The 22,838-nt window shown below is 43.8% G+C and carries 14 protein-coding genes; 9 read left to right on the top strand and 5 right to left on the bottom strand.

Going from position 1 to position 22,838, the window contains the following annotated elements:
* Positions 1–189 precede the first annotated feature (189 nt).
* The 7 genes from FGL37_RS04060 to FGL37_RS04030 all read left to right on the top strand — a co-directional run bounded on the left by FGL37_RS04060 (position 190) and on the right by FGL37_RS04030 (position 11,936).
* Entirely contained in the window at positions 190–810 is a 621-nt protein-coding gene (locus FGL37_RS04060; RefSeq protein WP_028072489.1) for an RNA polymerase sigma factor, read from the top strand.
* 62 nt (positions 811–872) lie between these two features.
* Entirely contained in the window at positions 873–1,847 is a 975-nt protein-coding gene (locus tag FGL37_RS04055) for a FecR family protein (protein WP_028072490.1), read from the top strand.
* 115 nt (positions 1,848–1,962) lie between these two features.
* The gene (locus FGL37_RS04050; RefSeq protein WP_028072491.1) at positions 1,963–5,616 is read left to right on the top strand and encodes a SusC/RagA family TonB-linked outer membrane protein; all 3,654 of its coding nucleotides are present in this window, start codon (positions 1,963–1,965) and stop codon (positions 5,614–5,616) included.
* Positions 5,617–5,629: 13 nt separating this feature from the next.
* A complete protein-coding gene (locus FGL37_RS04045; RefSeq protein WP_051607381.1) occupies positions 5,630–7,282 on the top strand; it encodes a SusD/RagB family nutrient-binding outer membrane lipoprotein in 1,653 nt (550 codons plus the stop codon).
* Between the two features lie 40 nt (positions 7,283–7,322).
* Positions 7,323–8,516, top strand: a complete 1,194-nt coding sequence (locus tag FGL37_RS04040; RefSeq protein ID WP_051607382.1) for a purple acid phosphatase family protein — start codon at positions 7,323–7,325, stop codon at positions 8,514–8,516.
* 108 nt (positions 8,517–8,624) lie between these two features.
* On the top strand, positions 8,625–9,461 hold the full coding sequence (locus FGL37_RS04035; RefSeq protein WP_051607383.1) for a glycerophosphodiester phosphodiesterase family protein: 837 nt from the start codon (positions 8,625–8,627) through the stop codon (positions 9,459–9,461).
* A gap of 105 nt (positions 9,462–9,566) precedes the next feature.
* Positions 9,567–11,936, top strand: a complete 2,370-nt coding sequence (locus tag FGL37_RS04030; RefSeq protein ID WP_037534690.1) for a glycoside hydrolase family 3 N-terminal domain-containing protein — start codon at positions 9,567–9,569, stop codon at positions 11,934–11,936.
* 47 nt (positions 11,937–11,983) lie between these two features.
* On the opposite strand, the gene FGL37_RS04025 is transcribed toward FGL37_RS04030, so the two are convergent.
* The 5 genes from FGL37_RS04025 to FGL37_RS04005 all read right to left on the bottom strand — a co-directional run bounded on the left by FGL37_RS04025 (position 11,984) and on the right by FGL37_RS04005 (position 20,699).
* Positions 11,984–13,018: a sialidase family protein gene (locus FGL37_RS04025; protein WP_028072494.1), complete on the bottom strand. Its 1,035-nt coding sequence runs from the start codon at positions 13,016–13,018 to the stop codon at positions 11,984–11,986.
* A gap of 165 nt (positions 13,019–13,183) precedes the next feature.
* Positions 13,184–14,620, bottom strand: coding sequence for an alpha-L-fucosidase (locus FGL37_RS04020; protein WP_028072495.1), 1,437 nt, complete (start codon positions 14,618–14,620; stop codon positions 13,184–13,186).
* Positions 14,621–14,693: 73 nt separating this feature from the next.
* Positions 14,694–16,274 carry a SusD/RagB family nutrient-binding outer membrane lipoprotein gene (locus FGL37_RS04015; RefSeq protein ID WP_028072496.1) on the bottom strand — a complete coding sequence of 527 codons (1,581 nt, stop codon included), beginning with the start codon at positions 16,272–16,274 and terminating at the stop codon, positions 14,694–14,696.
* Positions 16,275–16,286: 12 nt separating this feature from the next.
* Positions 16,287–19,511: a SusC/RagA family TonB-linked outer membrane protein gene (locus tag FGL37_RS04010; RefSeq protein ID WP_028072497.1), complete on the bottom strand. Its 3,225-nt coding sequence runs from the start codon at positions 19,509–19,511 to the stop codon at positions 16,287–16,289.
* Between the two features lie 21 nt (positions 19,512–19,532).
* Complete coding sequence (locus FGL37_RS04005; RefSeq protein ID WP_028072498.1) at positions 19,533–20,699, bottom strand: ROK family protein; 1,167 nt, start codon at positions 20,697–20,699, stop codon at positions 19,533–19,535.
* Between the two features lie 349 nt (positions 20,700–21,048).
* Here FGL37_RS04005 and FGL37_RS04000 point away from each other — a divergent pair, with 349 nt between their 5' ends.
* Positions 21,049–22,263, top strand: coding sequence for an acyltransferase family protein (locus FGL37_RS04000; protein ID WP_232048628.1), 1,215 nt, complete (start codon positions 21,049–21,051; stop codon positions 22,261–22,263).
* A gap of 95 nt (positions 22,264–22,358) precedes the next feature.
* Positions 22,359–22,637 (top strand): 30S ribosomal protein S15, encoded by a 279-nt coding sequence (gene rpsO, locus FGL37_RS03995; protein WP_028072500.1) that lies wholly within the window; start codon positions 22,359–22,361, stop codon positions 22,635–22,637.
* The last annotated feature ends 201 nt before the right edge of the window (positions 22,638–22,838 follow it).

Genomic DNA, 22,838 nt, shown 5'->3' with positions numbered 1-22,838 from the left:
GATAAGGTATTTAAGCGTGTATTGGTTATTAACAAAAATGCTTTTGATTATCAATAAATTAACATATTTATCAACAAAATTGGTGCTGTCTCTGCACACTTATCTGTAGGGGCCCATATTGCTGTTCATCGGATCAAACCCAGTCAAAAAATTAACATAGGCATAATCTTAAGCCTTTATCTTTGTAAGGTGAAAACTACCGGGGCCAATGTAGACAACCACTATTTGTCACGCTTTAAAAAAGGTGATCCCAAAGCTTTTACCTATTTTTTTGATCTATATTGGGAAGGACTTTACACCACCGCTTTTCGTCATCTTCAGGACGAAGCTCCGGCAAAGGATCTGGTTCAGGAAGTTTTTATACATATCTGGGAAAAAAGAGAACTGCTGCGTACCGAGTACGGTTCGCTAAAATCCTATTTATATAAATCGGTTAAAAATAAACTGCTGAACTACTATGCCGCAGAACGGGTCCGGAAGCAGGTATTGGACAGGTCGGTTGAACGGATGGAACTGTTTTTCACTCTAGATGACCATAGCTTGGCTAAGTACAAGGTGTTGGAAGCGATTGTGGACGATTCTGTCGCCAGATTGCCGAAAATGATGAAATCCGTCTTTTTGCTGCATTATGAAAACTATTCGATACGGCAGATTGCACAGGAGCTTAACCTTGCCGAACAGACGGTCAAAAACTATCTTTCGGAAGCGAAAAAACTGCTGCGAAGCGAATTGACCCGTCGCTTTGCAGATCAGGATTCTGTATTTCTTCTTCTGGCGGGAAGCTATCTGCTTCATCATTATTTAATATAAAAAACATCTTTAATTAAAGTACTTCGCCTGCCTTCACTTGTATTAGCAATAAACTAATCGCAGTGAATTTAGACGACTTTAAACATATTCTACAGCGCTATCTGCACGGACAAGTAACGGACAAGGAGAGAGACCGGGTCGATGTCTGGTATCAGTCCATTTCGAACGAGGATATTAGCCCTTTTGAGGACTTGCAGCATCGTAAGGCGGTCAAAGAAGACCTATTCGAGCGTATTGCTGTAGGTTCGACATTTGGAAAAACGAGGAAAGCCCGTATCCGGCAGCTTCACTGGATGTCTGTTGCAGCAGCAGCGCTGTTGTTTTCCCTGGCAGGACTATGGTTTTACCGGCAGCCATTCTCCATTCTTCCGCAGACATCTACTCCTGTTGTATTTCATAAAAATGTGACAAAAGCAGGCGAATTGCGGGAGATCTCGTTGCCCGATGGTACGTCGGTATTCCTGAACGGCAATACAGGGCTCCGTTATGACGAACTAAGTTATGCGAAAAATAGGGCAGTTTTTCTGGATTCGGGAGAAGCTTTCTTTTCTGTCAGGCGTGACACCGCGCATCCTTTCACTATACAGACGGGCGCTGTGTCCGTAGCCGTGCTCGGTACATCCTTTAATATAAACAACTCACCGATGTCAGGTGAGGTTACTGTTGAAGTCAAAACTGGTCGCGTGAAGGTCCAGGGAAAGGAGGATAATCGCTTTCATATCCTGACACGTGGCCAAGGAATCCGTTACAGTCATACTGGAAAGCAGCAGGGCCTCTTTCGAGGAAATCCAGGTCATGTGAATTTATGGACCCAGGGCGGACTGTGGTTGAATCAGGTAAACTTTGACGGGTTAAAAGAGATTTTCCATAACCGTTACGGTGTCTTACTGAGGGCGGATAAGCTCGATACAGATCGCTTCAATTATTCACTGATCATACCTCAGGTCCGTTCATTGAATCAGGTCTTAGATATGGTCTGCGCTATTCATCAACTCAAATATAGGAGGGAACACAATGAAATAATTTTATATAAATAGCTGGTTTACGAACAGCAGATAATGGGTAATCAAAAGAAAGGGCTCATCTGGCAAACCGCTAAATCCACCAGAGAACGCCCTATAAGTCATGTTAAAAAAACATTTACACAAATATATGTATAAAATCTCAAAGCTTAACCGTATGGCTTCGAAGCTTGTACTCTGTTCTGTTTTTTCATTCGGCGGAACAGTAGTCGTGGCCGGATCCACGGGGTATATGCAGCTCATCAATAAGGATAATATCAATATTCGCCTTCACGCAGGTCATGCAGCACAGGCTCTACACCAGCTGTCTCAGCAAACCGGTCGGGCAATAGGCTACGACAGGAATACGATTGCGCTGGAAAGCATATCAGTTGCCGAAAAGGTCTTTAGAAACGCGAGTTTTGATGAGGTGTTGAATTACATCCTGAAAGGCACTGATATTCGTCCTAAAGAAGTTTCTGGGGGTATTGTGTTAGTTAGATATGCCGAAAAGCAACAATCTTATGGCCTGAAGCTACAGATCTCGGATCCACAGCAGCGTCCTATTGCGGGGGCTTCTGTACGCGAACTCACAACAGGGCAAAGCCGCTTATCGAACGAAAAGGGAGAAGTGACCATCAAATTGCCAGCTGGCGAATATAATCTCGTGGTTACACATATTGGCTATGAAAAAAAAGAACTGTACAATTTAAGGCTGGATGCCAATCACCTTGTTGTGCAGCAGGTCACACTAAAAAGTAAGGATAAAGCGCTTGACGAAGTGGTTGTGACAGCACTTGGCATCAAGCGTCAGGACCGTTCTTTAGGTTATGCCGTTGGCAAGATCAAAGGTGACGATCTCAATCGGGTGAACAACGATAACTTTCTGGTCGGGATGGCGGGCAAAGTTCCGGGAGTGTCCATTAGTGCTACGGGCCCCACAGGGTCAACAGTAAATATGGTCATTCGGGGAGCTTCGTCCTTAAGTACCGATAACCAGCCGCTGTTTGTGGTGGATGGCGTACCATTAATGAATAGTTTAAATAATATTGGTGAGATCGGTGATGACAATAAGGTGGACTATGGGAACGCCATAGCCAATATCAATCCAGAGGATATAGAAAATATATCCATTTTAAAGGGACCCAGTGCTGCTGCCCTGTATGGTTCTAGGGCAGGCAATGGTGTCGTTTTGATCACCACAAAGACCGGTAGAAGTGTTGAGAAGATGACGATTGGGCTGACCAGTAACACCGTGTTTGACATCCCTTACAAATTTATCGGCCTGCACAACAAGTTTGCCAGTGGAACCATGCCCTGGAGACCGGGAGACCAGCCGGGAGACCTACTAATCGAAGAATCATCGAGTGCCATGGTGGGACCGGCACTCGACAAGGGATACAAGGCGGTGCAATGGAATAGCCCCCTTGATGAAAATGGAAAGCCCATTCCGACAGAATTAAAATCGTATCCCGATAATATCAAAAATTTTGTACGGACAGGTCTGACCAGTACAAATGGACTCTCGCTGAGCAACCGCAGCGAGAAACTTGACTATCGCTTCTCTTATTCAAATATGGCCAACAAGGGTATTATCCCGAATTCAGACCTCTTTCGGAATACACTGAATATCAATTCGACCATGCGTCTGCGGAAGGATCTTTCGTTGGGGCTCTCCCTGGACGCCAGTAGAAATAACTCCAATAATCGGCCGGCAGGCAACCGCGGGACGAATCCCATGCAGGCAGCGTATGAGGTGGCACCGCATATTAATATCCTCGACCTAAAAGACTACTGGCTACCGGGGCAGGAACAGATACAACAACGGTCGCAGTCTGTCGGCAATCATAACAATCCGTATTTCCTGGCCTACGGTGTTAATAATGCTTTTACGAGAGACCGGGTTTTTGGTAATCTGAGACTGGATTGGACGATCCGAAAAGACTGGACGGCGATGCTGCGGTACGCAACGGATATATATTGGGAGAATCGGGAAACAAAAATTCCCTACAGCTACACGAACGAGCCCCGTGGTGCTTACGGCATTGTCAATCTCATGAATATGGAACAGAATATCGATTTCCTGACAGCCTATACTAAAAAATGGGCTGACTTTCAGGCTTCAGGTTCCCTGGGGGGCAATTTGCGGTACAATCGAGGTACGTCAGTACAGAATATTTCAAAGAGCGGTGCCGGGCTCATTACTCCGGGATTGTATACACTTGCCAATATCAGTCCGCTGAATCTTGATTTTAACAGCGCAATTTCCGAAAGAGCCATAAACAGTATTTATGGTCTGATCAATCTGAACTACAGGGACATGATTTACCTGGATTTGACAGGGCGTAATGATTGGTCCAGCACCCTGCCAGTCAATAATAGGTCTTACTTTTATCCTTCTGCCTCGTTGAGTGTCTTGGCCAGCCGGATGTTATCATTACCCAAAACTGTTGCGCTGCTGAAAATCAGAGGCGGAGTAGCGCGGGTAGGAAACGATACCTATCCGTATAATTTGTCCAATGTGCTGAGCAACCCCGGCAGCTGGGGTGATGTGTTGAGATTGACGCGTTCCGGAGCCCTTTTGGTTCCGGATCTAAAACCGGAGATAGCGACCTCCTATGAAATCGGAGCGGATCTGGCACTATGGGACAACCGCCTTAAATTTGAAGGTACTTATTACAAGCTGGACAATAAAAACCAGATAATATCTACGACGCTGCCGGGTTCGAGTGGCTTTAATTCTAAAAACATCAATGCAGGTCTGTTGAGTAGCCGAGGTATCGAACTGGCGGTCTCGGGCCGCCCTATTGCCCGTCAACATTGGTCCTGGGATGTAGGTGTAAACTGGCATCGCAACCGTACCCGGATAGATGAGCTTTCAGAAGGTGTGGAATTCTATACGTTTTGGACCGACGGAAGAGGAGGTGCCCGTACATACGTAGGCGAGGAAATAGGAGATTTATACGATTCTAAACTCGTCACCGTCGAGGATCCGTCTTCTCCATATTATGGTTATCCGATATTGAATAAAAATGGTTCCTGGCAAGCTGTGCGAATCAACAATAGCCGCAATAAAATTGGCAATTTTAACCCCGATTTTACCATGGGGCTACAGTCGAGCCTGCGGTATAAGAGATGGACCATGAACATTGCCGCGGATATGCGGTTTGGCGGAAAGTTTATGTCCCAAACTTACAGGTATTTTGAATCCAATCTGACGACACAGCGTTTTCTTGACCAATTAATCAATCCAAATGGGATGACGGGTGAGACCCTTCGGAACTACCTTGTCGATCATGACCTCGTGCGCGTCAAAGATAATCGGTATCCCATTGTTGGCGGACCGGGAGAGGAATATGGTGGCTATCCGGTCAATGTTGGTGGTGTGACCGGAAACTTCGGTGTTTTTAATCCCGGAGTTATTGCTCAATACGATGATAAGGGCAATATCACCGGATATACTGAAAATTTGGGTGGGGAAGGTACTAAATACATCGCATACTCCGATAACTATCCTTGGGACTTCATGAATGCAGCAACATTTGATGCCTCTTTTATCAAGCTACGTGAACTTTCGTTCAGCTATGATGTCTCGGGTAAATGGCTAAAGAGATTTGGGATTGAAAAGGGCAGCGTGGGCGTATATACGCGCAATTTAATTCTCTGGACAAAGGCGAAAGTCGGCATAGATCCCGAAATGGCATTTCAGCCGGAGACTGGGGTTGGATTTAAACAAGGGATTGAGCGGTATAACGTTACACCTTGGGCAATGCCGGTAGGTTTTAAAATAAATGTGACATTTTAAGTCGTGAAACAACATGAAAAAACAGTTGAGAACTTTAATGACAGCGTTCCTTGCAACGACGACTGTCTTATATATTTGTGCCTGCAAGGATTTGACAGAGCTTAATATTAATCCTAATGGCATTAGTGAAGAAGATGCAAATCCCAATCTATTGCTCCCCACCATATTGACTGGGGCGGCAAAAAAGTACAATGAACTGAGCTTCTCGGACCTTGGTGGCGTCATACAGCACACACAGCTTGACGCTTGGTTTAACGCGCATAATGATTATGAATGGACAGGTGGAATTTTAAGCTGGGACGCTTATTATGGATTTCTGCGGGACAATGAGCTCATGCGCAAAAGAGCGGAAACATTGGGATCGGACTTCCATGTCGGGGTAGCGTTGACCATGCGCGCCTATCTGTTTGGACTGATTGCCGATCTATGGGGCGATGCCCCCTATACCGACGCACTGAAGGCGGAGCTTGGGGATCCGAAATACAATTTTCCGAAATACGATAGCCAGGAAGTTATCTATAAGGGAATAATTGACGAGTTAAAACAGGCAAATGAGCTGTTGTCGCGACCGGATGCCTCTTATGAAGTATTGGCAAATGCAGATGTGTATTTCGCCGGAAAGGCCTCAAAGTGGCGCCGCTTTGCCAATTCCTTAGCACTGAGATATTATATGCGCATCTCTGAAAAAGCTGGTGATTTTGCCCGGCAGGGAATCGAAAACATGCTGCGAAACCCAGATAAATTTCCCATCATTAGCAGTTCGGCAGATGATGTACTGATGAATTTTGTAGGTAACAATGCAGCGGACTCCTGGCCTTCCAATACGGTATATGACGCGAGTGGAAGCAATTTCAGAAGGATGAAGATGTGTGCGACGCTGGTAGACCGGTTGCAGGTACTGAGAGATCCGCGACTGGGAGTATGGGCAAAGAAAGTCGAGATACCGATCGAAATCCGTAACTCAGAACCAAGTGGAACAGATAAAATAGTCAATGGGGTTCGTATTGTGTCACCGGATGTCGTCAAGGGCGTGCTTGTCGATACCGATAGCGATTATGTCGGACTGCCACCAAGTGTGTCGAAAAATCCCTCGGCATTCAACTTGAATCCCACACCCGGACAGACTTCTATCAATCCGCATGTTTCTTATCTCCATGATATCTACCGTGCAGCAAAAGGCGATCTGCTCAAAGCCCGGCTGCTTTCTGCAGCGGAAGTTCATTTTATATTGGCGGAAGCCGCATGGAAAGGCTGGGAGTTGCCTGAGACTGCCAAAACCTATTATGAGCGGGGCATTCAGGAATCCCTGTCTAGCTGGGGTAAAGCTGCTGATTTTGCAGCATATATTCAGCAAAAAGGAGTGTCCTTCGAGAATACCCAAGCACAGATTATTGAACAAAAATGGATTGCAAGCTGGTCTGCGGGCGCACAGGCATGGTTCGACTATCGAAGAACAGGGTATCCTGTGCTAAAAGCCGGCCCCGCCGCAATCCGCACCCAGCTGCCACTGCGTATCCCTTATATGCAGACAGAAATGAGTGTTAACCAGAAGAATGCAGAGGAGGCATTAAGCCGTATCGAAAAAACGGCCTATTCGCAGGCGGATAATGAAAATAGTGCCTGGTCTAAACCTTGGCTGTTACAAGGCACAGGGAAGCCTTGGTAATAGGATAACCGATGAATAATTTATATAAACAAAACTTCAGATGAGAATAAGAGATTTTATTTTAGCCGCCGCCATAAGTTGCGTCTTTTACAATGGAAAAGCCCAATCAACTGCTGGACTAAAGCAGCCCGACCGTATAACGTTGACCTGGTCCGACGATCCTTCCCGTACGCAATCGGTCTCCTGGCGTACAGCTGCCAAAACGGATAATATTATTGGGCAGATTGCCGAAGAGCAAAGTAGTCCGGATATCGACGCGAAAGCCGTGTCGGTAACGGGCAGGCAGCTCCGTCTCGATAGAGGTGACGGGGAGGATTTCTATCATCAGGTAACTTTTCGTGATCTAAAGCCCGGGACGACTTATATCTATCGTGTAGGGGATGGAAGCAACTGGAGTGCATGGAATCAATTCAGGACAGCTGCACAATCTGGTGACTTTTCGTTTATCTATCTCGGCGACGCGCAGAATGATTTGAGGTCGCGCTGGTCCCGCACTATCCGTCGTGCATTTCAGCAGGAGGCAAATGCCCGTTTTATCGTTCATGCCGGCGACCTGATCAACCGTTCCAATAACGATGATGAATGGGCAGAATGGCATGAGGGCGCCGGATTTATCCACCAAATGATACCTGCAGTACCCACCCCCGGCAATCATGAATATCGCCGGGACTCGCTGGAGCGTCTCGTTCTGGACCCCCACTGGAACGTACAGTTTAATCTGCCGAAAAATGGACCGCAGGGATTGCAGGATGCTGTTTATTACCTGGATTACCAGGACCTGCGTATGGTTTCTCTCAATTCACAATTGATTATGCTGGACTCAGCTGCTGCGCAAAAACAAGAACGATGGTTGGAAATGGTACTGTCGGCCTCTCCAAAAAAATGGACTATTGTGGTGATGCACCATCCGGTGTATTCTACGGCAAAAAATAGAGACAATACCATTTTAAGAGAACGTTTCAAACCGATTTTCGAAAAATATGGTGTCGACCTGGTGTTACAGGGACACGATCATACTTATGCGCGTGGCAGTCTTGGTAGAAAGCGGCCGGTATACCTGCTGTCTGTTGCAGGACCGAAAATGTATGCGTCCGATTCGGAAAGATGGATGGATGTCAGGGCATCGGATACACAGTTGTATCAAGTGATAAAAATCAAGGCGAATAAGCTCTATGTGGCAAGCTATAAGCTCAATGGACAATTGTTTGATTCCTTTGAACTATCGGAAAAATAGACATGCTATCCATAAAAGAAACCTTATTCAGATTGCAAAGACGGTATATTCTTCCACCGTATTGGATGTAACTTTTCTTAAAAGAATGAACTCAAACCAACAGTCAAAATGATAAAAACCTTCTATTGCCACATCTTTTTTATACTCGTGGCCATATCCTCTTCACATGCCCAGTCAGTGAACCTGCTCAAACAGTTTGAGCAAAAAAGTATACATATTGCTGCACATCGGGGTAGCCATCATAATTATCCGGAAAATTCTATTCCCGCCATTGAGGATGCCATTCGGCTCGGGACTTCTATCGTTGAACTCGATGTCAGAGCAACCATGGATGGCGTATTGGTTCTGATGCACGACAAGACACTGGACCGCACGACAACTGGCCAGGGGGACGTAGCTCAGCATACATATGCTGAAATACAGCAGCTGTCTCTACGTGAAAGACCGAATGGAAATGCATCGACAATGGCCGTTCCGACTTTACAGGAAGCGTTACGTTTGTGTAAAGGAAAAATCATTGTGGACATTGATTTCAAAGAAGAGAGGAAGAATCTGATCGATAAGGCTTACGCACTTATTGCCGAAGAAGGCATGGAAGATCAGGTTCTATTTTTCCTTTATGATTACAAGGACATGCCCCGTGGCTATAAAATTAATCCAAAGATCACGCTTTTCCCGCGGGCCCGGAGTATGAAGGATCTCGAGGCCATTCTAAAAACGAAAATGACATCGATTGTTCATATCGACGACTCATTTACCGATGTCGAACGATTGAATGTGCTTCGCAGCGAAGGTATTTATTTTTGGATGAACAGCTTGGGGGACGAAGACGAACTGGCGCGCGTTGAGGGTGTAAAAGTCTATCGCTCTTTTTTGAACAAATACCCTTTTGTACGGATCGTTCAGACCGATTGCCCCGAGCTATGGCCGGCGTTAGCGGAATAGACAGCAGCGTCGCTTATTTTAGTGTAAAATATGCTTGTTTGTTGTTGCTAAATCCTTTATTTTAGTAATTTGAAACCGGTTGCATAGCTCCGATAAATTAACGAAATGAAACTCCGAATACTCTGCATGACGGTGATGGCATCACTGCTTCACCCCCAGCTTAACGCACAACAACTACCCTACAAAAATAGTCATCTACCTACCGAAAAACGGGTCAATGATCTTTTGGCGCGTATGACGGTAGAGGAAAAAGTAGGGCAGCTAAGCAAGCTGCTGGGATGGGACATGTATGCTAAGACAGGGAAGAATATCAGTGTCAGTGACAAATTAAGGAAAGCGGTGAAAGAGCAGCATATCGGTTTGTTATGGGCAACCTTGCGTGCCGATCCCTGGACGCAAAAAACATTGTTGAATGGCCTTAGTCCGGTGGAAGCCGCCCGTGCAACCAATGCTATTCAACGCTATATGGTAGATAGCACGCGTCTCGGCATCCCGTTATTGCTTTCTGAGGAAGCTCCGCATGGACATATGGCTATTGGTGCGACTGTATTTCCCACAGCAATCGGCCAGGCCAGTACCTGGAATCCGGGGCTGATTGAACAAATGGCTTCCACGATCGCGAAGGAGACCGCTGCTGTGGGAGGGAAAAACGGCTATGGCCCAGTGCTGGACCTTGCACGTGACCCACGCTGGTCCCGTACAGAGGAAACCTATGGCGAAGATCCATACCTGATCGGTGAAATGGGAACTGCCATGATCCGTGGGTTCCAAGGCGAAAAACTTGGGCAGCCAGATAAGATAATCGGCACCTTAAAGCATTTTGTTGCTTATGCAGCGCCCGATGGTGGGCATAATGGAGAGTCTGTATCTTTTGGTGAACGTAGTCTTCGTCACTATTTCCTACCGCCTTTTGAGCGGGCAGTAAGGATGGGGGCGGGCTCGGTCATGACGGCGTATAACAGCATTGACGGCATTCCCTGCTCGGCCAACCCATGGTTGTTAAAGCAAATTTTGCGCAAAGAATGGCGGTTTAATGGCTTTGTAGTCTCCGATCTGTTGAGTATATCCGGCCTGAACGGCGGACATGCTACAGCAGAGACTGGTATGGATGCTGCCTCGCAGAGTATCCACGCAGGCTTAGACGTTGACCTGAGCGGAACGGGCTATGGCGATAATTTGCTCAAGGCCGTACAACAGGGACTGGTTGAGCCTGCTGTATTGGATACCGCGGTGGCACGGGTTTTACGCATGAAGTTTAATCTAGGATTATTTGAGCACCCTTATGTAGACGAAAAGCTGGTGACACAGAAGGTGGCGACAGCCGAAAATAGAGCTGTAGCCAGACAAGTAGCCAGAGAATCCATTGTTCTGCTCAAAAATGAACAGCATACGCTGCCATTGCGTAAATCGTTACGTCGGATTGCAGTTATTGGACCCAACGCAGATAACGCCTATAATCAGTTAGGCGATTATACTGCGCCACAGGCGGATGGAAAAATTCAGACCGTATTGGCAGGAATCCGGGCCGCAGTGTCCAAAGGAACAACAGTTGACTATGTGAAGGGCTGTGCTATCCGCGATACTGCCAATTCCAACATCGCGGCGGCCGTCGCCGCTGCTGCTCAGGCAGATGCCGTCGTGCTTGTACTCGGTGGATCAAGCGCACGGGATTTCAAAACTTCTTATCAGGCGACAGGCGCGGCAAATGTTGATCCGAATACAGTCAGTGATATGGAAAGCGGTGAAGGATTTGACCGGGTGTCATTGGATATGATGGGAGATCAGCTGAAGCTGTTGAAAGCGGTTCAGGCGACAGGAAAGCCTGTAATTCTGGTAACTATTATGGGGCGGCCATTGAACCTAAACTGGGCTTCCGAACATATTCCGGCAATTGTCAATGCATGGTACCCGGGACAAGAAGGTGGGTTGGCTATCGCTGATGTGCTCTTTGGCGATTATAACCCTGCGGGGCGTCTGCCAATTTCTGTGCCCCGTTCCGTAGGTCAGCTGCCTGTACACTACAATCACGCGAAGCCTAAGCATCATGATTATGTGGAGATGTCTGCCAAACCACTGTATTCCTTCGGTTATGGTTTGAGCTATACTAAGTTTGCATATTCTAACCTGAATGTCAACGTAAATGAGACGGCAGCTGATTTTAGCTGCGATATATCCTTTGATGTGGAAAATAACGGGCACCTTGACGGAGAAGAGGTCGCACAATTATATGTCGTCGATGTGGTCAGCTCGGTTGTCACTCCGATTATGCAGCTGAAACGCTTTGAACGGAAACCTATTGCGGCAGGGAAGAAGGCAAGGTATACTTTTCGTCTGAGCAAGGAAGACCTGAAGCTGTGGGATGCGTCGGGCGTATGGAAGACCGAGAAAGGTAAATTCAAGCTACTGATAGGAGCGTCATCCGACGACATCCGTCTCGAAACCGAAATTGTACTTTCGAAAGATTATTCCTTTTAATAAATTCCTTTAATAAAGGGGATCTCAAGTAAGCAGATCCCCCTTTATTATTTGATTACCACATGTTTTATACCTTTTCTGTTCCAGGTATAAGTGATATGGATCAGACCGCTTTTATCTTGTATAATCGTAGGGTAGGAGTATTCATCGCCTTCCACCCCGTTTTCCAGCGTTAGCCGATCTTTCCATTGCAAACCGTCTTTGGAGGTGGCTACATGCAGTTGCGTCCGGCCTTCCCACCATTGCTTGCCGGCAGTCGATGGATTATAAACAATCATAAACATGCCATTTTTCAATCGTATAGCATCCGTAGCGGCGTTTGGATTCAGCAGGTTGGTCGATTGCCATGGGCCCCAGGTTTGTCCTTGGTCCGAAGAAAAAGCTGTCATGACCTGGTTTTCTTTACTGCGGCAAAGCACCTGAATGCGGCCGTCTGCATGTTCGATAATGCTCGGTTGGATCACCTGGATGCTTGTGTCTGGGCGTATAGGACTGATGGTCCAGGTCTTCCCTTGGTCACGGCTGACTTCTATATGTGCTTTCCAGATTTCATCTTTTGACTCTGTGCTCGAAGGAGACAGGGTCAAGCCATCAGCCAGTGTCAGGGGCCTGTTTTTGATCGGTCCGAGGACTTTAGCAGGTAGACGGGAAGCTGCCGACCAATGCCGGCCACTGTCCAGAGAATACTTCACATAGCCGGCCCATTCACGTGGGTTAGGACCAACTTTATAATATAAATACAGCGAATCACTGGAAGGGTATTGATATAGGACAGGGTTCCAGGTTGGATAGCGAGTATCACCAACAATGCCATCTGCAATCTGCAAGGGAGGCTGCCATTGTCCGTTTGCAAAAAGCGAGCTCCAGATGACAACATCCGGATTGGACTCATGCGTACCTCCAAACCAGGCGACCAATAAGCTGTCTTTGCCAATGGACTGGATGGTGGATGCATGACATTGTTTGAAGTCCACCTGTCCTTGTTGAAAGATCTGTTCGGACAAAATCAAACGAGGTTTATAGCTTGAACAGGCGGATAGTAAAACCAGCAATAGAACGGAGAGAAACACAATTTTTTTCATTTGGAATGAGATATTAATACTTGTTGAGCAAGGGTAGTCTGTTGTGTAAAAGGTACTGAAAGAATTTAGGCGGCATAGAGCGGCTATATAATATAGCTTCGGTTAGCATACTTTAAGGACCCGTATTTTGTTGAAAATCCTCGGAAAAAATCCCGAGGATTCAACTTATTTGCTGAGTAACTGTATGGCAGTCGCGTAACTGAAACGGGTGCTTGGACTTCTCAGCGTGATCTGATTATCGTGTTGAGACCAGTTTACGCGGCCCTTGTGGCCCAGTATAGTGATTTTTTTGACTTTGAAGTTATCAGGAACCTGAAAAACATATTCATTGGGCTGCTCATAAGCATCACCTTCAGAAAGATGGAAGACATTCACTATTTTGGAGTCCTTGCTTCGTGTGTAATAATAATCGCCTTGGTGGTATGGTGCGATAGTTCTCGTGGCATATACAGCGCTTTGGTTGATTTTCATCCATGCCGCAAGTTCGTGGAGACGGTCGTAGGCAGCCTTGTCGTAGTCGCCGTTGGGACCGGGGGCAATATTCAGCAGGTAGTTGCCGCCGCGGGAGATGATTTTTATTAATGTTTCCACGATCTTTTTCGTTGGCTTGTAGTTATCATTAGGCACATAGCTAAAGGAATCGCCCATGGTAATACAGCTTTCCCAGGGAATATCCAGAGGATGCTCCGGAATTGCTTGTTCGGGGGTAACATAGTTTTCCCAGCTTCCGGGTACTGTCCTGTCGACAACAATGATTCCGGGCTGATTTTTCCGTGCCATGTTGCCGATACGGTCCATATCGATATCCTGTTCGACCTTGATCGTACGCTGCCAGTCGACAGATTGGTCTATCGTTTTAAAAGGACGTACCCAGCCGCCATCCAGCCATAAAATATCTACCTTGCCATATTCCGAAGTCAGTTCATTGATCTGATTGTAGGTAAAATCTTTGAATTTCTGCCAGCGGTCAGGATGTTTTTGTGGATCATAGTTTACGTTGCGGTCTTTCGGAGGAAAATACCGCCACCAATAGTAGTCTGTATGCCAGTCCGGTTTTGAGAAGTAGGCTCCGATTTTAAAACCGTCATTGCGGAAGGTGTTGAAGATTTCTTTGGTGACGTTTGCTTTGGGGTTTGTGGAAAAGGGCGTTTTTGAAGAAGTGATTTTATAGTCCGACTGTTTGGTGTCAAACATTGCAAATCCGTCATGGTGTTTGGTTGTGAACACTACATATTTCATTCCGGCTGCCTTTGCCGCATCGGCCCATTTTTGCGGGTTGAAATCTGTGGGGTTAAAGGTTGTCTGCAAATTTTCGTAGTTTTTGACGTACTCATTGTACGTTGCTCCGTGTTCCGGTTTGCGTTGCGTCCAGCCTTCGTCTTCAGGACATAGGCTCCAGCTTTCCACAATACCCCATTGGCTATAGGTGCCCCAATGCATGAACAGTCCAAATTTCATGTCCTGCCACTGTTCGAGGTTTTCGATGACCAAAGGATCAGTGGGCTTTTGATAGCCGGCAGATACGTTGTGCGCCTGAGCGAAGACGGCTGTCGAAGCGGTAGCCAGCAGAACGGTGGATAGAATTGTTGTGAGTTTTTGCATGTATAAATATACTGAAAATGACAAAAAAGAAAGCCACCCAAGAGTGGCTTTCAGTTCATTGAAATGATGTAGTTTAGTTTACGTCCCAGAAAATTTTGGTGTCACGGGTATCTTTCGATTTTACTGCCTCGTAGTTTTCAGAATTGTAGGAGATCTCGCCTGTAGGGTATAAGAACCTGGTCGGTGGAGTAGAATAGTTTGCTAATCCTGCTGTTAATACGGTAATTTTAGGATATCCTGTTCTTCTGTATTCAGACCAGGCATGCTGTGCTTGCAGGAAGCCATAATGAACCCATTTTTGAGTGAGAATCAATTCTAATTTTGCAGCCGAGCTACCTGTGTATTTTACACTTGAATTGTTAACAAAATTATTGATTACAGCATCATCAGGTTTTGTTTCTCGTTTTTTTGCTGCGGTATTTAAATTGTTAAGATAGTAGTAAAAAGTCACAGACTGTTTAAGAGCTAAATCGTAAGCGGCTTTAGCATCGTTATCATTTCCCCATCTTAAATATGCTTCAGCTTTTGCGAAATTTGTTTCTGAGGCCGTCCCAACTATACCCGGTAGCTTTGCATTATCAAAAAACGTCGCTGAGTCCAATACTGCATATTTTTGGTAGTTTGTCAATATGTCGTTCTCAGTGAATGTGATTGGCATGGCATTGTATTCCTTGTTTGGAGTGAATTTTCCGTCCTTCGTAACACCAAATTTATCGTAAAACACAGGAATGCGAGGATCATTAGCCGGTTTCATAGTCTTATTCAACATATAATCGCTAGCATATTGATTGTTGCCCTCAGTCAATGCTTGTCTTAACGATTCAGCGTAGGTTCTTAACGGCTGAAGTAAAATATCCGTACTCTCTGGTGAATAGTTCGCATTGGCATCGCCGTCTACTAACGGATAAGTAGATGGATTATTAAGCATTTCCAAAACTTCTGTCCGTGCTTTTCCTTCATCCACATTAGAAATTCGCATTAACAGGCGGAGCCGTAAAGAGTTGGTATAACGTCTCCATTTATCAATATTACCACTGTTTAGAATATCAAATTTTGAAAAATCGCCTGTGGTTTTAGCCGAAGTAAAGTAAGTGTTAAGCGCTTTGAGATCATCAATAAAAGAATAGTATAATTCTTTTTGATCATCAAATTTTGCTTTTTTAGCGATACTTGTCAATGGTAAACTACCCGCTTCAGAGAAGGGGATATCTCCAAAATTATCTATTAACTTTGATGCCTCATCGTATAAAACAACTTTAGCTGCTTGAAGAAAAATTTCTTGTTTAGCTTTGATATCTGGATTTAAAGTTCCGTAATCAGCTTCCATTTTTCTATAAACACCCAATACCCCCGGAGAATAAAAGTCTTTCCAATAATCATTTGAATAGCCATCATTAGGCTGATACATATTATTGGCTGGAATAAAAGATGAGGTCTGTGCGAAAATAGAATGACTCGAAAGAATAAATGTTCTGTAGTGCCAATAAGAAGGTCTAACTCTATCATTATTTAATAGGTCCGCAAAAAAACCCGGTATACTGGCTTCGGTGGTTTGATCCGGATTTCCGAAGGCATCTTCCAGTTGTTTCTTACACCCTGTAAGACATAACATGGATAATGCGAAAAATAGGAATATAGAAAGTGATTTTTTCATGATTAATTTCGATTAAAAATTAGCATTTAGTGAAATACCGAAACTTCTTGTTGCTGTATTTGATCCTACATCAACACCTTGTGACCACCACTGATTTCCGACTGGAGATTCTGGATCGAGGTTTTCAAGCGTTCGGTAGAAATAGAATAGGTTCCTTCCAAGTAATGATACACGTACGTTATTTAATTTGAGTTTCTGGGTTACAGAAGAAGGAATACGATAGCTTATAGATAGTTCACGCATCTTGATGTATGAGTTGTCATATACAGCACCTTTTTCTGACCATGAATCAGCACCCCAATTGAATGTATTCATATAATAGTCTGCAGCACTAAGATGTACTGTGTTTTTGTCTCCCGTGTTTTGATTCACACCATCCAATGTCACACCAGTGTCTCTATATTCTAGCGTGTTTTCATACATCCCCGCACCCATGGCATATTTTTGGTTTTCAGAAACCATTTTTCCTCCGAAACGGTAATCAACTGTGAAGTCAAGAGACAAATTTTTATAGTTGAATGTATTGGTCATACCACCAATAGCTTTTGGTAATATATTACCGACGTATTTGTATTTTGTTTTGTCAATTACATAATAACCCTCGTCGGAAATCAGATTATTGCCTTTTTCATCTTTGGCAATATCATAAACATAAATGTTTCCCAGTTTTTTACCTGCTTCTGCTACGACTTTTAATGAACTTTGATCAGCACTATAGAATACAATCTCGGTTTCACCACCGCTGAATTCATCAACCATTGTTTTATTGAAAGAATAATTCAGTCGGGTATTCCAGCTAAAATTCTCCTGTTGGATAGGGGTTGCTGTAAGTGATACCTCTAGACCTTTATTTGAAATACGCCCGACGTTGACTGTTTGCGAAGTCGCACCTCGAGAAGGCTCATTTTGTAAATCCAGGATCTGCTTATCAATGTAGTTATGATAGTAACTTAAGTCTAAACCGAGTCTATTTTTTAGAAATTTCGTTTCTAATCCGTACTCCCATTCATATTTCATCTCTGGCATTAGTGCTAAATTTCCGTATTTTCCGCTGTAAGTCAGCGCTGGGATCGACCCGTTGATTGTCTCGAGAGAAGTCTGGCTGTTTGTTACGTTGGCAACATATATTCCAGCATCATTTCCCACGATACCATAAGAAATACGTAATTTTCCGAAATTTAGTTTGTCAGATTTCCAGCCAAATGCATCGCTAAAAATAAAACTTCCACTTATTGAACCGTACTTGTAATTATTGTTGCCAATTGGTAAGGTTGAGGAATATTCAGAACGATAGGTTCCATCTAAATATGCAAAACCTTTATAACCGATATTAGCCATACCAAAGTAAGCGTACTTTATTTTTTTCTTCCGTTCATTAGTTGTGGTCGCTGGCGAATAGCTGTTACTTATACTAAACCAATTTTCTTTGACCAATCCATTTTTTGTAGTAGAGAACTGGTCGTCATAGTTTTCTTCCCGGGATTGGAATCCAGCACTTACACTATAGTCCCAATCCGTGTTTATTTTATTTGAGTAAGTTGCTAATACGTCGCCATAAAGAATGGAGTAGATGCCTTTTGAAGTTGAAAAGCCTCCGGAGCTACTTTCGGCGTTGTTGTATCTACTTGCATGCTGATTAAATTGTTTGTCTGTGATAGCAGCCGAAGTAAAATCGTTTCCGATACGACCTCTTAGTTTTAGATGATTGATGACATCCCAATTTAAAGTTGCGCTCGTTAACAAACGATTTTCTGTTTCGTCATAACTATTTTTGTATTGCGACCAAAAGTAGTCTAGCAAGTTGTATGGGCGAATTGTATAGACAAAATCTTCATCGCGACCTGTTCCAAATGCAGAATACTTATATCCATCAGTGGTTTGATATTTTTCCTTCAAAACAGCCATATCCTCGGTACGGCTGAAGAAACCTCCGAAGCTACCTAACACCTGACCAAGTAATTGTGAGCGATTGTGTGTTTTTGTATTCGTATAGTTAGCGACCAGGTCCAGTGACAATTTTTCATGCATCTTTACTGTGCTATTTAAATTAAATGTGTTTCTGCTTTGTTTTGAACCAGGACTTGTACTTTTATAGTCCATACGTGTACCACTCAATCGATAATTTACTTTTTCGGTTTGATTGGAAATAGCAAAGTTGATATTTGAATTATATCCGTTATCAAAGATATCTCTAAAATTATTTTCGCGAGCTTCATACTTTTTAACCGATCCATCCCACCAGCGCACTTCCTCGCCTGTAAATTTAGGTCCAAAGTTGCCGTATGAACGGAAATAAGGGCGTCTTCCAGATGGAGATTTATCATCGATTATCCAGCCTTCCTCTGTTGCGCCATTTGCCAAATTTGTAGCAGCATCATAGCCTGGACCATAGATGTTCTGGAATTTGGGTAAGAAGGCAGCACGTTCGAATGATCCTGTATAATTGAAATCGACCCCCAAACCTCTTCCTTTAATTCCTTTTTTTGTCGTGATCACGATCACCCCACTCGCTGCATCGGAGCCGTACAATGCACTTGCTGCTGATCCTTTCAGGATAGACATACTCTCAATATCTGCAGGGTTGATGTCGAGCATACCATTACCGCGAATACGTTGATCATCCCAGTAATTGTTATTGTTAGCTCCCTTAGTTCCATATTGTTCGTCGTTTCGGATAATTACACCGTCGACAACATATAAAGGTTGACGTTGATAATTTAAGGAGTTAATACCACGGATTTGCACATTTACCGCACTGGAGGCCCCACCAGGTGCAGTTGTGATCTTCACGCCGGAAGCTTTTCCGTATAAAGCTGATCCAAAGTTTGTATTACCTGCTTTAGTCAGTTCCTCGGCTTTGATTGTGCTAACCGCATAACCCAGTGCTTTTGATTCACGTTTAATTCCCATGGCTGTAACGACCACTTCATCAAGTGCCGAGGCATCAGCGGTCAACGTAATATTAATCGTTTTAGTCGCACCGACCACAATTTCTTGAGCTTTGTAGCCGACTAAGGAAATGCGTAGTGTTTCCCCTTGTGAAGCTTGGATCGTAAAGGATCCATTAGCTGCTGTCTGGGTCCCCCTAGTTGTTCCCTTGACAGATACGGTTGCCCCCGCGATTGGCCCATTGGCATCTGAAACTGTTCCAGAAATGCCCTGCTGTGCAAATAGTGAAGATGCACTGAAGAGAGTGCATAACGCTAAACCAGCTGTTTTTTTGTAGAATAGACTCATTGTTTAGTTTTTTGGTAATAATTATTTAGTTAGGATACTGTTGATATGGCTTTCGACCACTATAGCAGCAGTGCCCTTTATTTGCGCTTGTTTGTTTAACTCAGACATCTGTATCTGTGTAGTTTTTGCTATGTCAGGGATGCAGAATTCATTTATTGCAATCTGTATCTGTGGATTTAGTATGCGTCCGAATTCGGCGCCTCTTCCACTGACAATTATCTGTTTTGGATTTAGTATATGGATTAAGGTGGAGATGCCTTTTCCTAGCATGTACCCTATCTTTCCGAGGTTGTTGATGACGATCTGATCTCCTGCGTTGGTCGACTCAATCAGCGCATCGATCTTATTTAAATTACGTTTTACAAACGTACTATAGATTGAATATTCATTGTTTGCAATATCGTTTTCCGTATTTCTAATAGCAGCATTGAGCGAGGCTTCGACTTCCAGGCATCCCCGTTTTCCGCAGGAGCAAAGGGTATTATTGTCGGAAAGCGGAATATGACTAAACTCTCCCGCAAATCCCGATTCGCCTTTGAATACAACTCCATTAATAATGATCCCTAATCCGACGCCCCAGTTTAAGTTTATGATCAGTGAATTTTTGATATTTTTTGCCAGACCAAATTCTTTTTCGGCAAGGGCAATGCAGCGGGAGTCGTTTTCGATTACGGTAGGTACCCGATATTTTTTCTCTATATCTTTTTTGATTTTATAGAGTGGATGCTGGGCAGGGTACGATTCGTTGACTCCCAATTCAGAATTGACGAAGCCGGGCATACTTAGCCCAATACCAATTAAACGATCTATACGAATGGAAGAAGAAGCTAAAATATTTTCTATTTCAGACAAGAGTTGGTTCGAAGAATTGCTGCCCTTCAATTCTAAGGGAACGTCCCGGAATTCCGCTATAACGACATGGCTTAAATTTGTTAGTGTAAATGTAGAAAAGTATTGATCTGCTGAAATAGTTAGTATGTGAAAATCTAAATCGGGGTTGAGCGCAAATTGAATAGGTCGTCTTCCACCTGTCGACTCCGCGAAACCACATTCAATAATAATTTTCTCATCCAACAGACGGTTAATAGCCTTTGTAATGGAAGGTGTGCTTTTCGTTAGCTTTTTTACCAGCTCTGCAATCGAAAGGGTTGCATCAAAATATAGGCTTTTTAAAATTTCTTTTTCCATTGGTCTCAATGTTCATAAAGTTGGTTAAACTTTTGTTAAAGATATATTAAAATAAAATCAAGTTGCAAATACTTTTTAAACAAATTTAAAAAGTATTGTTTTTTATGTGTTAAGCGAGTTAAAGATTTAGAATTGTAACAAAATGGTGGGAAATTAATAATGTTGGGGTATGTGTCCTAGTTTAAAAAAATCTCCAAAATTCTATTTAAAAATCTCTCGGTTAACGATTACATGGATTGACTTTATGACGAAAAGGAATTGTTTTCGCGTGATTGTGCTGTTGTATTGATAAATTTTGCATAAAAATGTATTCTAAATACCTTATATTTACTCACTAATCACTTAATTTATGATAAAACAACGCTATTATTCCTTGGATGTATTTCGTGGGGCTACTGTGGCACTGATGATTATGGTGAATAATCCCGGGACATGGACGTACATGTTTACACCGCTTAAACATGCAGCCTGGCATGGCTGCTCGCCAACAGATCTGGTTTTCCCTTTCTTTTTATTTGCGGTCGGCAATGCCATGTCCTTTGTGATTCCGCGGCTGCAGGAAGCAGGGCCGGCGGTTTTCTGGAAAAAAGTGCTTAAGCGCACCGTGTTGATCTTTGCGATAGGACTTTTTATCAATTGGTGGCCTTTTGTCAAATGGGAGGGAGCTGAACTGGTCTTTAAACACTGGGTGGATCCACTGGATCCGAGCCGTGGTATCCGTATTCTCGGTGTATTGCAGCGTATTGCCATCGCATATTGTTTTGCTTCCATACTGGCCTATTATTTTAAAGAGAAGGCAATTATCACGATCTCCACTATTATTTTATTGCTGTACTGGGCGATCTGCGCATTGGCTGGTGGAGCTGATCCTTACAGCCTGGAAGGATGGTTCGGTACTAAATACGATATTGCTATTCTTGGATTGCCACATGTGTATAAGGGGGAAGGGGTGCCATTCGATCCCGAAGGGCTGATGAGTACGCTGCCAGCTGTGGTGCAGGTTGCATTTGGTTATCTGGTCGGCGTGTTCATAAAAAAACAGAGCCAGGTGGATTGGCTGTGGACGAAGGTGCCCGCTTCGAATGAGCCGCATTTCAAACTGCTTGCTGGTATGTTTGTGACGGGATTTATCCTGCTTGTATTAGCTTGGGTGTGGGCTTTGGGTTTCCCGATCAATAAAAAAATATGGACCAGTTCTTATGTCCTCTATACAACAGGTCTGGCAATAATGACCATTGGGGGCATGATCTGGTTTATTGAGGTGCAGGGTGTAAAAAATAAACTGACACAATTTTTTGATGTTTTTGGTAAGAACCCGCTGTTTATATTTGTGCTGAGCGGTATTTTGCCACGCCTGCTCGGGTTGTTCCGTATTCCAGATGGGACAAAAGATGATGGCACTGCGCGTTATTTAGATGCTTTTGGCTGGTTTTATAAATATGTCTGTGCCAAGATCCCGGGTATTCCCGAGATCGGCTCATTCGTGTATTCATTGTGCTTTTTGACATTGATGTGGGTTATCTGTTATTGGTTGGATAAGAAGAAGATATATGTGAAGGTGTGATATTCAGCTGTCAATTTTAATTTGATAATGCCAAAGTTTTTGCTACCTTTGCACGCAATTAATAAATTTTTAAACGCTTTAATATTATTCAAGAGATGTATTTAAGTAAAGAGTACAAAGCTGATATCTTCGCAGAATTTGCTGGATCAGCTACCAACACTGGATCTGCTGAAGGTCAAGTTGCTTTATTTACAAAAAGAATTGCTCACTTAACTGAGCATTTGAAAAAAAACAGAAAAGACTTCGGTACGCAACGTGCCCTACAAAAACTAGTAGGTAAACGTCGTTCTTTGTTGGCTTATTTGTACAAAACTGATATTGAAAGATACCGTGCTATCATCAAAGCTTTAGGCTTGCGTGATATCATCAAATAAGCTTTTGATAAAAATTTTGAAAGCCATCCAGATTCTGGATGGCTTTTTTTTGTTTGTATGTACTTCATAGGTCGCTTCCTTTCCATTTCCTGGAATAATAATACCTTGTTTGCCAGCTATCAAGCTGTTTTTAGAGTTGTTCGTCAAAAATGGATATTCAACCTCATTATTTACTGCGTTATAGAGGATTAAGAAGGCATC

The organism is Sphingobacterium thalpophilum, from assembly GCF_901482695.1.
Lineage (GTDB): Bacteria > Bacteroidota > Bacteroidia > Sphingobacteriales > Sphingobacteriaceae > Sphingobacterium > Sphingobacterium thalpophilum.
The sequence above is the reverse complement of the archived record's forward strand: the minus strand, read 5'-3'. Positions and strand labels throughout refer to the sequence as shown.